The sequence below is a fragment of the Azovibrio restrictus DSM 23866 genome, assembly GCF_000429665.1.
Taxonomy (GTDB): domain Bacteria; phylum Pseudomonadota; class Gammaproteobacteria; order Burkholderiales; family Rhodocyclaceae; genus Azovibrio; species Azovibrio restrictus.
This window is the reverse complement of sequence record NZ_AUCH01000003.1, coordinates 139,201-155,030: the sequence shown is the minus strand read 5'-3', so window position 1 is coordinate 155,030 and position 15,830 is coordinate 139,201. Positions and strand designations below refer to the sequence as shown.

Genomic DNA, 15,830 nt, shown 5'->3' with positions numbered 1-15,830 from the left:
GGGAGATGCAAGCAGATGAGCCGTCATACCAAGATCGTCGCCACCCTGGGGCCCGCCTCCTCCGAACCTGCCGTCCTGGAACGGCTGGTGCAGGCTGGCGTGGACGTGGTGCGCATGAATTTTTCCCACGGCACGGCCGGGGACCACATGGCCCGGGCCGGGGCCATCCGCGAGGCCGCTGCCCGGATCGGCCGGCCCGTGGGCATCCTGGCCGACCTGCAGGGACCCAAGATCCGGGTCGGCAAGTTCGAGGAAGGTCGCATCACCCTGGAGAACGGGGCGGCCTTCAGCCTCGACGCCGCCTGCCCCCTGGGCAACCAGGACAAGGTGGGCCTGGATTACAAGGACCTGCCCCGGGACGTGGTGCCCGGTGACATCCTGCTCCTGGACGATGGCCGTCTGAAGCTGCAGGTGGAGCGGGTGCGGGGCTCGGAAATCCAGACCCGGGTGCTCCAGGGCGGGGTGCTTTCCAACAACAAGGGCATCAACCGCCAGGGGGGCGGGCTCACGGCTCCGGCCCTGACCGCCAAGGACATGGACGACATCAAGACCGCCGCCGCCCTGGAAGTGGATTTCGTGGCGGTCTCCTTTCCCAAGAGCGCCGCCGACATGTACATGGCCCGGCAGTTGCTGCGGGCTGCGGGCAGCCACGCCTGCCTGATCGCCAAGATCGAGCGCACCGAGGCGGTGGCCAACCTGGAGGAAATCCTGGATGCCTCCGACGGCATCATGGTGGCCCGGGGCGACCTGGCCGTGGAGGTGGGGGACGCGGCCGTGCCGGCCCTGCAGAAGAAGATGATCCGGGCCGCCCGGGACAAGAACAAGATCACCATCACCGCCACCCAGATGATGGAATCCATGATCCATTCCCCGGTGCCCACCCGGGCCGAGGTCTCCGACGTGGCCAACGCGGTGCTGGACGGCACCGACGCGGTGATGCTCTCGGCCGAGACCGCGAGCGGCAACTACCCGGTGGAAACCGTGGAATCCATGGCCCGGGTCTGTCTGGAGGCCGAGCGTTCCGCCGAGGTGACCCTGGACCGGGAAATGCTCAACCGGGTGTTCACCCGCATCGACCAGTCCATCGCCATGGCCGCCATCTGGACCGCCCACCATCTCAAGGTGAAGGCCATCGCCGCCCTGACCCAGTCCGGCTCCACCGCCCTGTGGATGAGCCGCCTCAACTGCGGCGTGCCCATCTATGCCCTGACGCCGGACAGCAAGGCCATGGGCACCATGGTGCTCTACAAGGAGGTCTATCCCCTGCTCATGAGCCAGCAGCACACGGATCGGGATCAGCTGCTGTGGGAGGCCGAGCAGCTGCTGATCGACCAGGGGGTGGTGGAGAAGGGGGATCTGATCGTGCTCACCATCGGCGAGCCCATCGGTTCCGTGGGTGGCACCAATACCCTGAAGATCGTCCGGGTCGGGGAACACCCGCGTCCCTGATGTCCGGCGAGAATCTCCTCGCCCTGGCCTTTGCCGACCAGTGCCGGCGCTGGTCCCGGCAGCTGGGCGCCGGGCCGGAAGCCCAGCAGGCGGCGGGCCGGGCCGGCCTGGCCCTGGTCCAGGCCGAGGCCGGCGGCCATGTCTGCCTGGGGCCGGAAGAAACGGCACCGGACCGGGAAGCCCTGCTGGCCTCCGGGGTGGCCGGGCCGCCGGAGCAGGGCCAACCCCTGGTGCTGGATGGGGAAGGGCGCCTCTACCTGGCCCGCAACTACGCCGCCGAAGTGCGCCTGGCCCGCTCCCTGGTGCGGCGTCACCAGGATCTGCCGGCCCCGCCGGGGCCCGCGGCCCGGGCCCTGTTGCGCCAGCTGTTCGCCGCCCCCCCCGGGGACGGCCAGCAGCTCGCCGTGGCCCTGGCCCTGTGCCGGCGCCTGGCGGTGATCAGCGGCGGCCCGGGGACCGGCAAGACCACCACCGTGGCGCGCCTGCTCGCCTGCCTGCTGGCCGACGCCCCCGACAGCCGCATCGCTCTGGCCGCACCCACCGGCAAGGCCGCGGCCCGGCTGCAGGAATCCCTGGCCGCCCGGGCCGCCGAACTGCCGCCTGACATTGCCGCCCGGCTGCCCCGGGAGGCCGGCACCCTGCATCGCCTCCTGGGTCTGGGGCCGGAGGGGGAGGCGCCCCGTCACCATGGGGGCAACCCCCTGGGGCTGGATGTGCTGGTGGTGGATGAGGCTTCCATGCTCGACCTGGGCCTGGCCCTGCAGCTCTGTGAAGCCCTGCCGGCCGGGACCCGGTTGATCCTGCTGGGCGATCCGCACCAGCTGCAGGCGGTGGAGGCCGGGGCCGTGTTCGCCGTGCTGGCCGGGAGCGCTGCCCTGGCTCCCGCCTTCCGGGCCCAGCTGGCCGATCTGTGCGGCTGGGCTCCGGAGGTGCTGGAGACGACTCCATGGACCGCCGTTCCCGGTCCCCTGGGGGATGCCGCCGTGGGCCTCAGCCGCAGCCACCGCTTCGCCGGCGATTCCCCCCTGGGGCGCCTGGCCCGGGCCCTGGTCGCCGGGCAGGGGCGGGAGGCCCTGGCCTGTTTTGCCGCGGGGGGCGAATTGCTGCACCAGGAAAGCAGCGGCCGCAGCCTGGACGGGGCCGAGTACGCCCTGCTGGAGGCGGGCTACGCTCCCTATCGCCAGGCCCTGGCCGCCTGGCACCAGGGCCGCCATGATCCGGCGCCCCTGTTCGCCGCCTTCGAGACCTTCCGGGTGCTCTGCGCCACCCGCCAGGGGGAGCGGGGGGTGGAAGGGGTGAACAACCGCCTGGCCGCGGCCTTCCGGGGCCCGGGCGGGGCCAGTCCCACGGGCCTCCACGCGGGCCTGCCGCTGATGATCCGCCGTAACGACCCGGGCACCCGCCTCTTCAACGGGGACATCGGCCTGGTGCTGGAAGACGCCCAGGGGCTGGGGGCGTGGTTTGCCGACGGCCAGGGGGGCTACCGGCGCCTGTCGCCGGGGCGGCTGCCCGCCTGGGAGCCGGCTTTTGCCATGACGGTGCACAAATCCCAGGGTTCGGAATTCGACGCCGTGGCCCTGGTGCTGCCGGAGCGGGACAGTCCCCTGCTGAGCCGGGAACTGGTCTACACCGCCGTCACCCGGGCCCGGCGTCAGGTGCGGCTGCTGGGGCGGGGGGACCTGCTGCTCCAGGCCAGCGCCCGGGTGGTGCGCCGGGAGGGCGGTCTGGAGGATCGCCTGGCGGCGTTCCAGGCTGCGGCCTTGCCCTAAGGCGCGGTTCCGTTCAGGCGCCGGCCGGCGGCACGGCGTAATGGGCCCGGGCCTGGGCCACCCGGCCCTGGTCGTCGAAGACGAAGCTTTCCGCCGCCCAGCCCTTGGGGCTGCGGTAATAGAGCACCAGGCCGTCGGCCCCCAGCAGCACATCCACCAGTTCGAAACGCAGCTCCGGCAGCAGCTCCAGGGCCCGGGCCCAGTAGGCGCCGACGGCCCCGTGGCCGCGCAGGCAGCCGCTGGGCTCGCCGGCGAGCTGGGCGATCAGGGGGGAGTGCATCTCGAAATCTACCCGGTAGTGGGACAGGATGCGCGGCAGGTCGTGGGCGTTCCAGGCCGCCACCCATTCCTGGGCGAAGTGGCGGGCGAAGTCGGCGTCCGGTTTCATGGGGCGGATTCCTTTTGAGGCAGAGTGGCGGGCAGGGGAGCGGGCAGAGTGGAGGGCAGGGTCTGGGAGCGGGCCGCCAGGCGGCCCAGGCGTTGTTCCAGGTAGTCGAACAGCCGGCCGTCGTTGGCGGCGGCGGCATTGAAGCGCAGCCAGGGCTCCGGGGCGTGGCGCAGGAAGAACACATCCCCGGGGGTGAGCAGGAAGCCGTTTTCCAGGGCGTCCTCTACCAGCACCCGCAGCTCCACTCCGGGGGGCAGCCGGGCCCAGATGAACAGGTCCCCGTTGAAGCGTTGCAGGGGCTCCAGCCCGGCCCGGGCCAGCCCCTGGACCGCCTGGGCCCGGTGGTGGGAGAGCCGGGCCCGGAGCCGCTCCAGGTGCTTGTGGAAGCTGCCGCTGGTGAGCAGTTCGCAGACCAGGCGCTCGTCCAGTTCCGAGGAGTTGAGCACGGAGAGGATCTTGTGTTCCGTAAACAGCTGGATCAGCTCCGGGGTGGCGGCGATGTAGCCGACCCGGATGGCGGGGCTCAGCACCTTGGAGAAGCTGCCCACCAGGATCACCCGCTCCAGCTGGTCCGCCTGGGCCAGGCGCAGGGGGTTGGGGGCCGGATGCAGGTCCCCATACACGTCGTCCTCGACGATCAGTAGCTGATGGCGTCGGGCCAGTTCCAGCAGGCGGAAGGCGGTGCTGGCGTCGGTGGAGCCGCCGGTGGGGTTGTGCAGCAGGGTCTGGGTGAAGAACAGCCGGGGCCGCCAGGTGCTGCAAATTTCCTCCAGCACCGCCAGGTCCGGGCCGTTCTCCAGGCGCGGCACGCCCACCAGCTTCATGCCCAGGGCCCGCAGCTGGGCGTACAGGCCGAAGTAGGCGGGTTCTTCCACGGCCACCGTGTCCCCGGGGCTGAGCAGGCTGCGGCAGATCAGGTCCATGGCCTGGGTGGCGCCGAAGGTCAGCAGCAGCTGCTCCGGCGGCGCGGGAATGCCGGCCCGGCCCAGCTTCATGGAGAGCTGGCTGCGCAGGGGCGGATAGCCCTCGGCGGCCCCCGGGGCGGCGTAGGCCCGCTTGCCCTTGCGGGCGAACTGGGCCAGGAAGCGGGAGGAGAGCATGTCCTCCAGCCAGTGTTCGGGCATGAAGCCGCTGCCCACGGCGGTCACGTGGCTGTGGCGCTGCAGCAGCTGCTGCATCAGCCAGACGGCGTCCAGTTCGCTGCGCTGGGGGATGGGCAGGGGCATCCGTCCCGCCTGGGGCCGGTGATGGCAGACGAAATAGCCCGAGGCGGCCCGGGCCTCGATCAGCCCCCGCGCCGTGAGCCGGTCGTAGGCGGCTACCACTGTGGCCGTGCTCACCCCGGTCTGGCTGGCCAGCTTGCGGATCGAGGGCAGGCGGCTGCCCGGCGGCAGCTGGCCGTTCTGGATCAGCCCGGCCAGCTGGCTGAGCATCTGTTCCACGAGGGACAACTGGGCGTCCCGGTCCAGGTAGATCATCTTTTTCTCCTTGACCGCCACCATAGCCCAGCCGGCGCCCGCCGGGGAGGGGGCGGGCACCTGAACTGTATTGCCGGCCGGACCATTACAGTGGCTCCGGCAGCGGCAAACAGGGCGCTGGCGGCGTAGGGGTGCGGCAGCCCGGGCGGGGGCTAGGCTGGTGCCTCCCTTGAGGAGAACCGCCATGAAAACCCTTTCTTTCACCTTGGAACATGGGAAACTCCTGCGCCTGGAAGGTGCCCAAGCCTGGGAGGTCCGCTGCCAGGAGGGCGCCCTGATGCTCTCCGGCCCCTGGCCCCTGGGCGACGTGGAACTGCACCCCGGCCAGTCCTGCACCCTGCCCACCGCCGGCCTGGTGCTGGCTGAGGCCTGGGGCGCCAGCCGCTTGAGCCTGGCACCGCCCGCCGACCAACCCCTGCGCCGCTCGTTTGCCGCCGCCCATGTCTTCCAGTGCTCCTGATCCTGCCGCCAGTCCCCTGCCCATCGAGTTTCCCGCCGGGGATGGCTACCGCTTGGGCGGCTATTACTGGCCGGGGCCCGCCCGCCCCCGGGGGGCGGTGCTTATCAATGCCGCCACCGGGGTGGCCGCCCGCTATTACCAGCGCTACGGTCAGTGGCTGCAGGAGCAGGGCTTCCGGGTTCTGGCCTGGGATTACCGGGGCATAGGCCAGTCCCGGCCCGAGCGCCTGGGCCGCCTGCGGGCCACCAAGCAGGACTGGGGCGCCCTGGACTGCGAAGGGGCCCTGCAGGCCCTGCTGCAGCGGGCCCCGGGTCTACCCCTCCTGGCCGTGTGCCACAGCATCGGCGGCTTTGCCCTGGGGCTGGCGCCCAGCCTGGAACGGGTGGAGCGGGCCCTGTTCGTGGGTTGTCAGTACGCCTACTGGAAGGACTATCACCCGGCCCGGCGCCTGGGCTACCTGGCCCGCTGGCACCTGTTCATGCCCGCCCTGGCCGGGCTGCTCGGCTATTTTCCCGGGCGCCGCCTGGGCTGGCTCGAGGACCTACCCCGGGGCGTGGCCCTGGAATGGGGGCTGCGCCTGCACCCCAGCTTTCACCGCTACTACCGTTTCCTGCCCCATGCCCGCCCGCCCCTGCCGGGGCCGGCCCTGGAGGAGCGCATGGGACGCTTCCAGGGCCGCATCCTGGCCCTGGCCGACCGGCAGGACGAATACGCCACCCCCGCCGCCAGTCGGCGCCTGCTGGACTATTTCCGCCAGGGCGAACGCCATTTCGTGCAGCTGGACCCCCCGGCCCAGGGCTTGCCGGCCCTGGGGCATTTCGGCTTCTTCCACGACCGCTTCCGGGACAGCCTCTGGCCCCAGAGTGCCCGCTGGCTCCTGCATGGGGAGTCCCCCTGGCCGCCCCTGTTCAGCCTGGGCCCGGGGGCCTGAGCGGCCTCATTTTTCCAGGACCACGTTTTCCGTGCCGGCGGCGCCCATGTGCACCGAGAGAATGCGTACCGGCACGCTGCCCTGGTTGGTGCCCCGGTGGCGGGCCTGCATGGCTTCCATCAGGGCTTCCCCCTGGCGGAAGACCCGGATGCCCTGGTCGCCATAATCCACGCTGACTTCCCCTTCCAGGATGTAGGCGAACATGGGGGCCGGGTGGCGGTGGAATACGGTTTCTGCTCCCGGGGCAATGGTGACGATGCTGGCCGTCACCCGGGCCGGGCCGCTGTCCGGGTAGCGGATGGTTTCGCCCAGCACCGTGGTGCTGGTGGACAGTAGCTCCTGGGTGGGATAGGCCTGAGCCTGGGCCCAGCCCAGGGCGGGCATGCCCAGGGCGCCCAGCAGGAGGAGTGTTCCCGGCAGTTTGCGCATGATCGGTTCCTTGAGGTGGAGGGAAGCGGTGGCTGAACCCCGGCACGGGGCCCGGGCCTGCTGCACTATGCCATGTTTGTGTGCGGCCGGCAGCCCGGGGCTTACGGCCTGGATTTGCGCCGGGGCGGGGCTATCGGGGTGCCGCCATCCGCCTCCATGCTGCGGGCCCGGAGCTGGCCGCAGCCGCCGTCCACGTCCTGGCCGGCGGAGTTGCGCACCCGGGTGAGGATGCCCCGGTGGTTGAGGCTGCGCACCATGGCGACGATCCGTTCCGGGTCGGGGCGGGCGTGGCTCAGGCCTTCGTTGGTGTTGTAGGGGATCAGGTTCATCATCGCGTACTTGCCCTGGAGCAGGGTGGCGATGCCCTCTATTTCCTCGTCCGTGTCATTGACCCCGGCCAGCAGGGTCCATTGGTACTGGATCGGGTAGCCGGTGCTGCGGGCGTAGTGTTCGCCGGCTTCCACCAGGGCGGCGGGGCTCATGGCCGGCGCCTTGGGGAGCAGGGCGCTGCGGACTTCCATCCGGGTGCTGTGCAGGGAGAGGGCCAGGGCGGGCTTGACCGGGCCCCGGGGCAGGCGTTCGAAGATGCGCGGGTCGCCGACGCTGGAAAACACCAGGTTCTTGTGGCCGATGCCGCCCAGGGTGCCCAGGAGCTCGATGGCTTCCATGACGTTCTCCAGGTTGTGGGCGGGTTCGCCCATGCCCATGAACACCACCCGCTTCACCGGGCGCCGGGCCCGGGCCAGGATCACCTGGGCGAGGATTTCACTGCTTTCCAGCTGGCGCAGCAGGCCGCTCTTGCCGGTCATGCAGAAGGTGCAGCCCACGGCGCAGCCCAGCTGGGTGGAGACGCAGACCCCGTCCCGGGGCAGCAGCACGCTTTCCACGCTCTGGGCGTCGGCGAGCCGGACCAGCAGGCGGGCGGAGCCGTCGGCCCCCGGGTGTTCGGCCTGGAGGCTGGCGAGGCCGGCCAGCCTGGCCTGGAGTTCGGGCAGGGCCTGGCGCAGGGTGAGGGGCAGGCTGTGCTCGGCCGGCTGGTTCCTGGGGCCGGCGTCCAGGGGCCGGGCCTGGAGCCAGGCGCGCAGCACCCGTTCCGCGTGGGCGGGGCGGGCGCCCAGGTCGGCGAGTTGCTGGCGGAGTTGGGAGATGCGCATGGGAAGGGATGGAGGGGGCCATGAAAAAACCGGCCCGGGGGCCGGTTTTCGCGGTGCTTTTCCAGGGTCAGCCGTCGGCGTTGATCCGGGAGACCAGTTCCTTGAGCACGTCTTCCGCCTGGTCGTTGGCCACCTGGCAGGTGCCGGCAGCCTGGTGACCGCCGCCGCCGTACTTCAGCATCAGCTCGCCCACGTTGGTCTTGCTGGAGCGGTCCAGGATGGACTTGCCGGTGGCAAACACGGTGTTCTGCTTCTGCAGCCCCCACATCACGTGGATGGAGATGTTGGTCTGGGGGAACAGGGCGTAGATCATGAAGCGGTTGGTGGCGAAGATGGTTTCTTCGGCGCGCAGATCCAGGACCGCCAGGTTCTGGTGCACGGTGGTGCAGCGTTGCAGCTGCTCCTTGGCCTTTTCCGCGTGTTCGAAGTAGAGGTCCACCCGCTCCTTGACGTCGGGCAGGGCCAGGATTTCCGTGATCGTGTGGTTCTTGCAGTACTTGATCAGGTCCATCATCAGCGCGTAGTTGCTGATCCGGAATTCCCGGAAGCGGCCCAGGCCGGTGCGGGCATCCATCAGGTAGTTGAGCAGCACCCAGTCCTTGGGATCGAGGATTTCGTCCTGGACGTACTGGGCGCTGTCGGCCTTGTCCACGGCTTCCATCATTTCGTCGGAGATTTCCGGGAAGCGGGCCTTGCCGCCGTAGTAGTCATAGACCACCCGGGCCGCCGAGGGGGCTTCGGGATCGATGATGTGGTTCTTGCGCTCGCCGGTGTTGCGGATGGTCTCCGACAGGTGGTGGTCGAAGGCCAGATGGGCGGAGGCCACGTAGGGCAGGTTGGTGGTGATGTCCCGGCCGGTGATCTCGATCTTGCCGTCCTGCATGTCCTTGGGGTGGACGAACTTGATGTCGTCGATCAGGTCCAGTTCGTTCAACAGCACGGCACAGACCAGACCGTCGAAGTCGCTGCGGGTCACCAGTCGGAATTTGTCTTGGCTCATGGAGCATTCTCCGAAAAATTATTTCGGGCGTCATTAAAGCACAAGGCCGCGCAGCTGGCGCGGCCTTGTGGCAGGGGAGGTCAGCGTTCGGCCTTTTCCGTCACCACCAGGGCGGTGAGGTTCACCAGCCGGCGCACGGAGGCGGAGGAGGTGAGCACATGCACGGGCTGGGCGGCACCCATCAGGATGGGGCCGATGGTGACGCCGTCGCCGCCGGTCATCTTGAGCAGGTTGTAGGAGATGTTGGCGGCGTCCAGGTTGGGCATCACCAGCACGTTGGCCTCGCCCTTCAAGGGGGATTCCGGATCGGAGATCTGGCGGATGTCCTCGGACAGGGCGCTGTCCCCGTGCATTTCGCCATCCACTTCCAGGTCCGGGGCCTGGGCTTGTACCAGGGCCAGGGCTTCGCGCATCTTGACGGCGGAGGCGGACTGGGAGGAACCGAAGTTGGAGTGGGAGAGCAGGGCCACCTTGGGGGTGATGCCGAAACGGCGCACGTTTTCGGCGGCCATCAGGGTGATTTCCGCCAGCTGCTGGGCGTCCGGGTTCTCGTTGACGTGGGTGTCGCAGATGAACAGGGCGCGGCCGGGCAGCAGCAGATGGTTCATGGCGGCCAGGGTGTTGTGGCCGGGAGCCTTGCCGATGATCTCTTCCACCTGGCGCATGTGGTGGGCGAAACGGCCGGAGATGCCGCAGATCAGGCCGTCAGCGTAGCCCAGCTTGAGGAGCAGGGCGCCGATGATGGTGGCGTCGGAGCGCACCCGCATCTTGGCGATGTCGATGGTGACGCCGCGGCGCTTCATGAGCTGGTGATAGGTGGTCCAGCATTCCCGGTAGCGTTCGTCCGCCTCGGGATTGACGATCTCGAAGTCCACCCCGGGACGCATCTTCAGCTTGGCCTTTTCCAGGCGCATCTCGATGACCTGGGGCCGGCCCACCAGGATGGGCTTGGCCAGCTTTTCCTCCAGCACCACCTGGACGGCGCGCAGCACCCGCTCATCCTCGCCTTCGGCGTAGATGACGCGCTTGGCCGGCATCTGGCGGGCGGCCTGGAAGATGGTGCGCATGCCGGCACCGGTCTGGTAGATGAACTCGGAGAGGCGCTGCCGGTAGGCATCCCAGTCGCTGATGGGACGGGTGGCGACGCCGGAATCCATGGCGGCCTTGGCCACGGCGGGGGCGATCTTGACGATCAGGCGGGGGTCGAAGGGCTTGGGAATCAGGTAGTCGCGGCCGAATTCCAGGGGCGTGTTGGCAAAGGCCAGCGCCACTTCATCGGCCACCTCGGCTTCGGCCAGCTCGGCGATGGCGCGCACGCAGGCCATCTTCATCTCTTCGGTGATGGTGGTGGCGCCCACGTCCAGGGCGCCGCGGAAGATGAAGGGGAAGCACAGGACGTTGTTGACCTGGTTCGGGTAATCGGAACGGCCGGTGGCGATGATGGCGTCGGGACGCGCTTCCCGGGCCAGTTCGGGCATGATTTCCGGGTTGGGGTTGGCCAGGGCGAAGACCAGGGGATCGGCGGCCATGGTGGCCACCATCTCGGGCTTCAGCACCCCGGCGGTGGACAGGCCCAGGAACACGTCGGCTCCCTTGATGGCGTCACCCAGGGTGCGGGCTTCGGTCACTTGAGCGTAGCGGGCCTTGGTGGGGTCCATCTTCTCGTCCCGGCCGACCCAGATCACTCCCTTGGAGTCGCAGACGGTGATGTTTTCCTTCTTCACCCCCAGGTCGCACCACAGGTTGAGGCAGGAGATGGCGGCGGCGCCGGCACCGGAACAGACCACCTTCACGTCTTCGGGCTTCTTGCCCACGATCTTCAGGCCGTTCAGCATGGCGGCGGCGGAGATGATGGCGGTGCCGTGCTGGTCGTCGTGGAAGACGGGAATCTTCATGCGCTTCTTGAGCTGCTCCTCGATGTAGAAGCACTCGGGGGCCTTGATGTCTTCCAGGTTGATGCCGCCCAGGGTGGGCTCCATGGAAGCGATGATCTCGATCAGCTTGTCCGGGTCGTTCTCGGAAAGTTCGATGTCGAACACGTCGATATTGGCGAACTTCTTGAACAGGCAGCCCTTGCCTTCCATCACCGGCTTGGCGGCCAGGGGGCCGATGTTGCCCAGACCCAGCACGGCGGTACCGTTGGTGACCACGCCCACCAGGTTGGCCCGGGAGGTGTACAGGGCCGCATTGGCCGGATCTTCCACGATGGCATCACAGGGGGCAGCCACGCCGGGGGAGTAGGCGAGCGCCAGGTCCCGCTGGTTGGTCAGCCCCTTGGTGGGGCGGACGGCAATCTTGCCGGGGGTGGGCAGAAGGTGATATTCGAGCGCGGCCTCGCGCAGATCCTTTTCCATGCTGTTCCTCGTTATTCTGGAAATCCCGGGCCAGGGGGCGGGGGAAACCGGCAAAGATACTGCAATCCCGGGGGCAAGTGAAGCAGCAGACCCCTGTCCCTCATGCTGCTTTGCAGCAAGCCGGACCCGCTCCCGGGGCTCAAGGGGTGTCCCAGTCGTGCCCGTGCAGATGGGCGTGGGACTGGTTCCCGTGCCGATGCCGATGGCGATGGGCGAGGCCGGCCTGCTCCAGCAGCCCCAGATCTACCAGGGCCAGGCGCAGGGGGCCGTCGAACAGCAGTTGCCCGCCCTCCCCCAGGACCAGGGCGCGGCTGCCCAGCTCGGCGGCCAGGCTCAGGTTGTGGGTGCTGATCAGGGCGGTGGCCGGGGAGTCCAGCAGGGTATCCACCAGCCAGCCGCTGGCCCGGGGGTCCAGGCTGGCGGTGGGCTCGTCCAGGAGCAGCAGGCCCGGGTCCAGGGCCAGCAGGCTGGCCAGGGCCACCTTCTGCTTTTCCCCGCCGGACAGCTGGAAAGGCGGCAGCGCCAGCAGGGGCTCCAGGCCCAGTTCGTTGGCCCAGCGGGCCACCCGGGCGGGGATGTCCTCCAGCCCCAGGAGCCGGGGGCCGTAGGCGATCTCCTCGGCGACGCTGGGGTTGAAGAGCATGGCCTCCGGGTGCTGGAACAGCAGCACGCAGTCGCGCCGGAAACGCCGGGCCAGTTCCCGGCCGCGCAGCCGTTCCGGGGAGATGGGCTCGCCGCGCCAGTGGAGGCTGCCCTGGCTGATGGGCAGGAGGCCATTCAGGAGCTTCAGCAGGGTGGATTTGCCGCAGCCGTTGGCCCCCAGGAGCACCACCTTCTCGCCGGCCCCCAGTTCCAGGGAGAGGCCCTTGAAGAGGCACCGCTCCTGGCCTTCCGGGGTGCGCCAGATATGGCAGATATCCCGGGCCTGGAGCACCGGGGCGGGGCAGGATTCAGGCATCGAAAGCCCCCCGGGAGCGCAGGGCCTGGCTGGCCTCGGTGCTGGCCGCCAGGGACTTGTCCAGCAGGGTGCCGGCCTGGCTGGCGCCGTGCCGGAGCCGCGCCCCCAGGCGGGGCGGGGCCGGATGGCGGCTGCAGAAGGCGAGGCGGAAGTCGCTCAGCAGGCGCCGGTAGGTTTCGATCTGGCCCAGGGCCAGGGTCAGGATCAGGGTTGCCGTGGGCCAGGGGGCCAGGGCCTGGAGCAGGTTCACCCGGGTGAGCAGCCAGAAGCCCAGGAACACCATCAATAGCACCCGCAGGTTCATGGTCAGCAGGTAGTGGCCGGTGCCCGTGCCCAGCTTTCCCTGCCAGGCCTGCAGCAGCAGGTAACCCAGGCTGACCGAGAGGTTGAAGACCAGGGTCGCCCCCAGGCTCCGGCGCAGCAGGGGCCCGGCATCGCCTCGTGCCGCCAGCAGCACCAGGGCCAGCAGCAGGGCCAGCAGCCCGGGATGATGCAGGAAACTCAGGGCCACCAGGGCGGCACCATAGGCGGCCAGGAGCTGGCGCTCCCGGGCGGCTGGAGCGGGGCGGCTCATGGGGTGACAGGGCTCCCGGCGGCAGTCTGCACCCAGCCCCGGCGCCGGGCGTAGCGCCACACCAGCAGGGTCAGGGCCGCTTCTCCCAGGCCGATCAGGGCGTGGGGGATGAGCATGGCGGGCAGGGTCACGGACCAGGCGAAGGGAAAGAACAGGGGGCTGCCGTCGGCCCGGCTGGCTATTAGCGGCTGGGCGCCCAGCACCAGGGCCAGGAGCAGGGCGCCGGCCATGACCGAGCCCCAGGCGGCCAGCAGCACCGCCAGGCTTTCCTGGAACGGCCGCAGCAGGCGGAACAGCAGCAGGGCCACGGCGCCGCCTGCCAGGCCCATGGCCAGGGCATTGACCGCCAGGGCGGTGACGCCGCCGGCGCCGAACAGCAGGGCCTGCAGCAGCAGCACCCCGGAGTAGGCGAGAAAGGCGGGCCTGAGGCCGAACAGCAGGGTGAGCAGGGCCACCCCCAGGGCGTGACCGGAGCTGCCCCCGGGCAGGGGCACCATGATCAGCCCCAGGCCGTAGGCCAGGGCCGTGAGCATGGCCAGGCGCGGCACGGTGCTTTCATCCAGGCGTTGGCGCAGGTCCCGGGCGGCCCAGAACCAGGCCCCGGCGGCCAGGCCATAGGCGGGAATCCAGGTCTGGGGCGACAGAAAGCCGTCGGGAATGTGCATGGCTGGGGATCAGAACAGATAGGAGGCGGAGAATATCACCCGGTACTTTTCCTTGCCCTCGGCTCCCTGCTGCTCGTGGGATTCGTTGAGGCGGGTCCACACGGCCTTCTTGATGCCCAGGGCCAGGGAGACCCGGTCCACGTAGGCGCGCACCCCCGGCATCAGGTACACCATGCGGCCGCCGGTGCCGGATTCGCCCACCCCGTCGGCCTTGTCCCGGCCCAGGTGCAGGAACTGGGCTTCCAGCACCCCGTCGAGGCGGAACTTTCGGTCCGCATCGGCCAGCAGCCGGTAGTTGAGGGCCCCACTCAGGCGGTTTTCCTCGCCGAACTTGACCCGCTGGCCGTCGGCGTAGGTGTATTCCTGGAAGCGGATGGCCGAGGCTTCCAGGTTCAGGGTCAGCCTGGGCGTGAGCATTTTGGCGGCGGACAGGCCCAGGGAAAAGGAGGGCTTGCCGAAGCCCCGGGACTTGCCCGGATCGATCTCCCCGTGGGTATCCCGGGCGTTGGCATTGCCCGTCGGCAGGGTGGCGCCGCCGAACAGGGTGAAGTGCCAGTCCTCCAGATCGTCCAGGCTTTCCTGGGCCGGGGTCAGCTGCCAGCCGCTCTGGGCGTCGTAGCGGAAGCCCAGCTGGCCCATCACCGACAGGTCGGCCCAGCCCCGGGAGGTGTAGCCCCTGGGTTCGTCGGTCTTGTCGTGGTAGGGGGCGAACAGGTAGGCGGAAAACCAGGGGGTGAAGCCGTAGCCCACGCCGGTCATCCAGTAGCGGGCGTAGTCGGCCTCGGGCTCGGCGGGGGCGTATTTCTTGTACTGGGCGTGATCCAGTTTCAGGTAGGTGAGCCAGCTGCCGGCGGGCAGCACCGCGGAGCTGGAGGATTCGATGGGGGAGCCGGGCCCTTCCACGGCGGCGGCGCCCACCCCGGCCACCCCGTGGTGGGCCAGGGCCGGTGCATTCCAGCTGAGGGTGGCGAGCAGGGCCAGGGCGGGGGGAGCTAGACGGGGCTTCATGGGCTGGATTTCCGTTTTTTGCAGGTGAAGAACTGGTACAGGCCGAAACCGCCCAGGATCAGGGACAGTCCCAGGAGCAGGCGGGAAAAGCGGTCCAGCCCCTGGGCCGGGGCGGCTTCCGGGGCCGCCGCCGGCTGTTCGGGGAGCGCCACCTCAAGGCGCTGGTCGGTCCCGTGGCCGTCGGCGGCATAGGCCTTGAGGCGCCAGTCGGCAGTGCCTCCGGGCAGGAATACCACCCGGCCCTGGGCGTCGGTGCGGCCTACCTGGGCCGGTAGTTCCGCTGCACCCGGGTAGAGCTCGTAGGCCTCGAAGGCAAAGGGCTGGCCGTCGGCGTAGCTGAGCTGGATCAGGGCTGCCTGGGTGGGGCTCACCTGGACGTGAACCTCATGGGCCCCGGCCTGGCCCGCGAGGCCCAGCATGAGGATGAAGCTGAGGGCGGGGAGCAGGGCTTTCATTGGGCGGCTCCCTGGGGCAGGTCGAACTGCAGGGTGGCGGAGCGCACCAGGCGGTCGGCCTTGCCGTCGTCCAGGGGCGTTTCCCGGCTGGCGGAGATGAGCTGCACGCCCCAGTGGCGCAGGCGTAGGTTGATGCTGCCGTCCGGGCCGGTGCTGCCCCGGGTGCTGTCGCCGTAGGCCACTGCCACGTCGGCGGCGGGTTTGCCCCCGTCGAAGACCCGGACCAGGAGCTTTTCCCCGGGTTTGAGGCTGAAGGGGTCGCTGGCGGGCAGGACTTCCAGTCCCTCGCCCAGGGGCTGGGCCAGCTGCTTGTCCCAGCGTCCCAGGCGGGTCAGCCGCTCCTCCGAGCGCCAGCTCTTCAGGACCCCGGAGACCCCGGTTTTCGGCGTGTTGCGGGTTTCCCAGGGGGTCTTGGTCCAGTAGCCGCTGGAGAGACTGAGCTGCAGCCGGGGGCAGTCGCCGGCAAAACGCAGGGGATAGCTGCGGCTCAGGGGCTGGACCAGGGTGCTGCCGCAGCGGGCGCCCTGGAAGATGGCCGGGTCGTAGGGTTCCTGGTCGCTGCCCGCATGGGCCGAATGGCGGTGGCCCTGGTACAGGACCAGGGCGCCCTTTTCTGCCTCCAGCCACAGGTCGTGGGCCAGGACGGGGAAGCTCAGCAGGCTGGCGAGCAGCAGGGCGAGGGGCGGGAGCGGACGATGCATGGCGGCGGCTGGATCGTGTGATGAAATTTAGAGATCATCATACAAAAACCGTGCCGG

16 protein-coding genes are annotated in these 15,830 nt (G+C 69.6%); 4 read left to right on the top strand and 12 right to left on the bottom strand.

Annotation, left to right across the window (positions count from 1 at the left end; genetic code table 11):
• The first annotated feature begins 15 nt into the window (after positions 1–15).
• Positions 16–1,449, top strand: a complete 1,434-nt coding sequence (gene pyk / locus G474_RS0104440) for a pyruvate kinase (RefSeq protein ID WP_026685926.1) — start codon at positions 16–18, stop codon at positions 1,447–1,449.
• Positions 1,449–3,218: an exodeoxyribonuclease V subunit alpha gene (recD, locus tag G474_RS0104435; RefSeq protein ID WP_051281839.1), complete on the top strand. Its 1,770-nt coding sequence runs from the start codon at positions 1,449–1,451 to the stop codon at positions 3,216–3,218. Before pyk ends, recD begins: the two co-directional genes overlap by 1 nt.
• A gap of 13 nt (positions 3,219–3,231) precedes the next feature.
• Here the strand turns inward: recD and G474_RS0104430 are convergent, their stop codons facing one another.
• Together G474_RS0104430 and G474_RS19510 are read right to left on the bottom strand one after the other, a co-directional pair.
• Positions 3,232–3,606 (bottom strand): nuclear transport factor 2 family protein, encoded by a 375-nt coding sequence (locus G474_RS0104430; protein ID WP_026685924.1) that lies wholly within the window; start codon positions 3,604–3,606, stop codon positions 3,232–3,234.
• Positions 3,603–5,084, bottom strand: coding sequence for an aminotransferase-like domain-containing protein (locus G474_RS19510; RefSeq protein WP_169729490.1), 1,482 nt, complete (start codon positions 5,082–5,084; stop codon positions 3,603–3,605). The genes G474_RS0104430 and G474_RS19510 overlap by 4 nt, the downstream gene beginning before the upstream one ends.
• Positions 5,085–5,268: 184 nt before the next feature.
• On the opposite strand from G474_RS19510, the gene G474_RS0104420 reads away from it, so the two are divergent.
• On the top strand, positions 5,269–5,544 hold the full coding sequence (locus G474_RS0104420) for a DUF2917 domain-containing protein (RefSeq protein ID WP_026685923.1): 276 nt from the start codon (positions 5,269–5,271) through the stop codon (positions 5,542–5,544).
• On the top strand, positions 5,525–6,475 hold the full coding sequence (locus G474_RS19505; RefSeq protein WP_043463201.1) for an alpha/beta hydrolase family protein: 951 nt from the start codon (positions 5,525–5,527) through the stop codon (positions 6,473–6,475). The genes G474_RS0104420 and G474_RS19505 overlap by 20 nt, the downstream gene beginning before the upstream one ends.
• Before the next feature lie 6 nt (positions 6,476–6,481).
• On the opposite strand, the gene G474_RS0104410 is transcribed toward G474_RS19505, so the two are convergent.
• The 10 genes from G474_RS0104410 to G474_RS19495 form a co-directional block, all read right to left on the bottom strand.
• Positions 6,482–6,904: a cupin domain-containing protein gene (locus G474_RS0104410; protein WP_026685922.1), complete on the bottom strand. Its 423-nt coding sequence runs from the start codon at positions 6,902–6,904 to the stop codon at positions 6,482–6,484.
• Positions 6,905–7,005: 101 nt separating this feature from the next.
• The gene (locus G474_RS19500; protein ID WP_043463199.1) at positions 7,006–8,058 is read right to left on the bottom strand and encodes an RNA methyltransferase; all 1,053 of its coding nucleotides are present in this window, start codon (positions 8,056–8,058) and stop codon (positions 7,006–7,008) included.
• A 67-nt stretch (positions 8,059–8,125) separates the two neighbouring features.
• A complete protein-coding gene (locus G474_RS0104400; protein WP_026685921.1) occupies positions 8,126–9,058 on the bottom strand; it encodes a DHH family phosphoesterase in 933 nt (310 codons plus the stop codon).
• A gap of 80 nt (positions 9,059–9,138) precedes the next feature.
• Positions 9,139–11,412: an NADP-dependent malic enzyme gene (locus G474_RS0104395; protein ID WP_026685920.1), complete on the bottom strand. Its 2,274-nt coding sequence runs from the start codon at positions 11,410–11,412 to the stop codon at positions 9,139–9,141.
• A gap of 139 nt (positions 11,413–11,551) precedes the next feature.
• A complete protein-coding gene (locus G474_RS0104390) occupies positions 11,552–12,370 on the bottom strand; it encodes an energy-coupling factor ABC transporter ATP-binding protein (protein WP_084513562.1) in 819 nt (272 codons plus the stop codon).
• Entirely contained in the window at positions 12,363–12,944 is a 582-nt protein-coding gene (locus G474_RS0104385; protein WP_051281835.1) for a hypothetical protein, read from the bottom strand. The genes G474_RS0104390 and G474_RS0104385 overlap by 8 nt, the downstream gene beginning before the upstream one ends.
• On the bottom strand, positions 12,941–13,609 hold the full coding sequence (locus G474_RS0104380) for an energy-coupling factor ABC transporter permease (RefSeq protein WP_026685917.1): 669 nt from the start codon (positions 13,607–13,609) through the stop codon (positions 12,941–12,943). Before G474_RS0104380 ends, G474_RS0104385 begins: the two co-directional genes overlap by 4 nt.
• 9 nt (positions 13,610–13,618) lie before the next feature.
• On the bottom strand, positions 13,619–14,617 hold the full coding sequence (locus G474_RS0104375; protein WP_043463196.1) for a transporter: 999 nt from the start codon (positions 14,615–14,617) through the stop codon (positions 13,619–13,621).
• Positions 14,614–15,072, bottom strand: a complete 459-nt coding sequence (locus G474_RS0104370) for a hypothetical protein (RefSeq protein WP_026685915.1) — start codon at positions 15,070–15,072, stop codon at positions 14,614–14,616. The genes G474_RS0104375 and G474_RS0104370 overlap by 4 nt, the downstream gene beginning before the upstream one ends.
• Complete coding sequence (locus G474_RS19495; RefSeq protein WP_051281834.1) at positions 15,069–15,773, bottom strand: DUF4198 domain-containing protein; 705 nt, start codon at positions 15,771–15,773, stop codon at positions 15,069–15,071. Before G474_RS19495 ends, G474_RS0104370 begins: the two co-directional genes overlap by 4 nt.
• Positions 15,774–15,830: the final 57 nt, after the last annotated feature.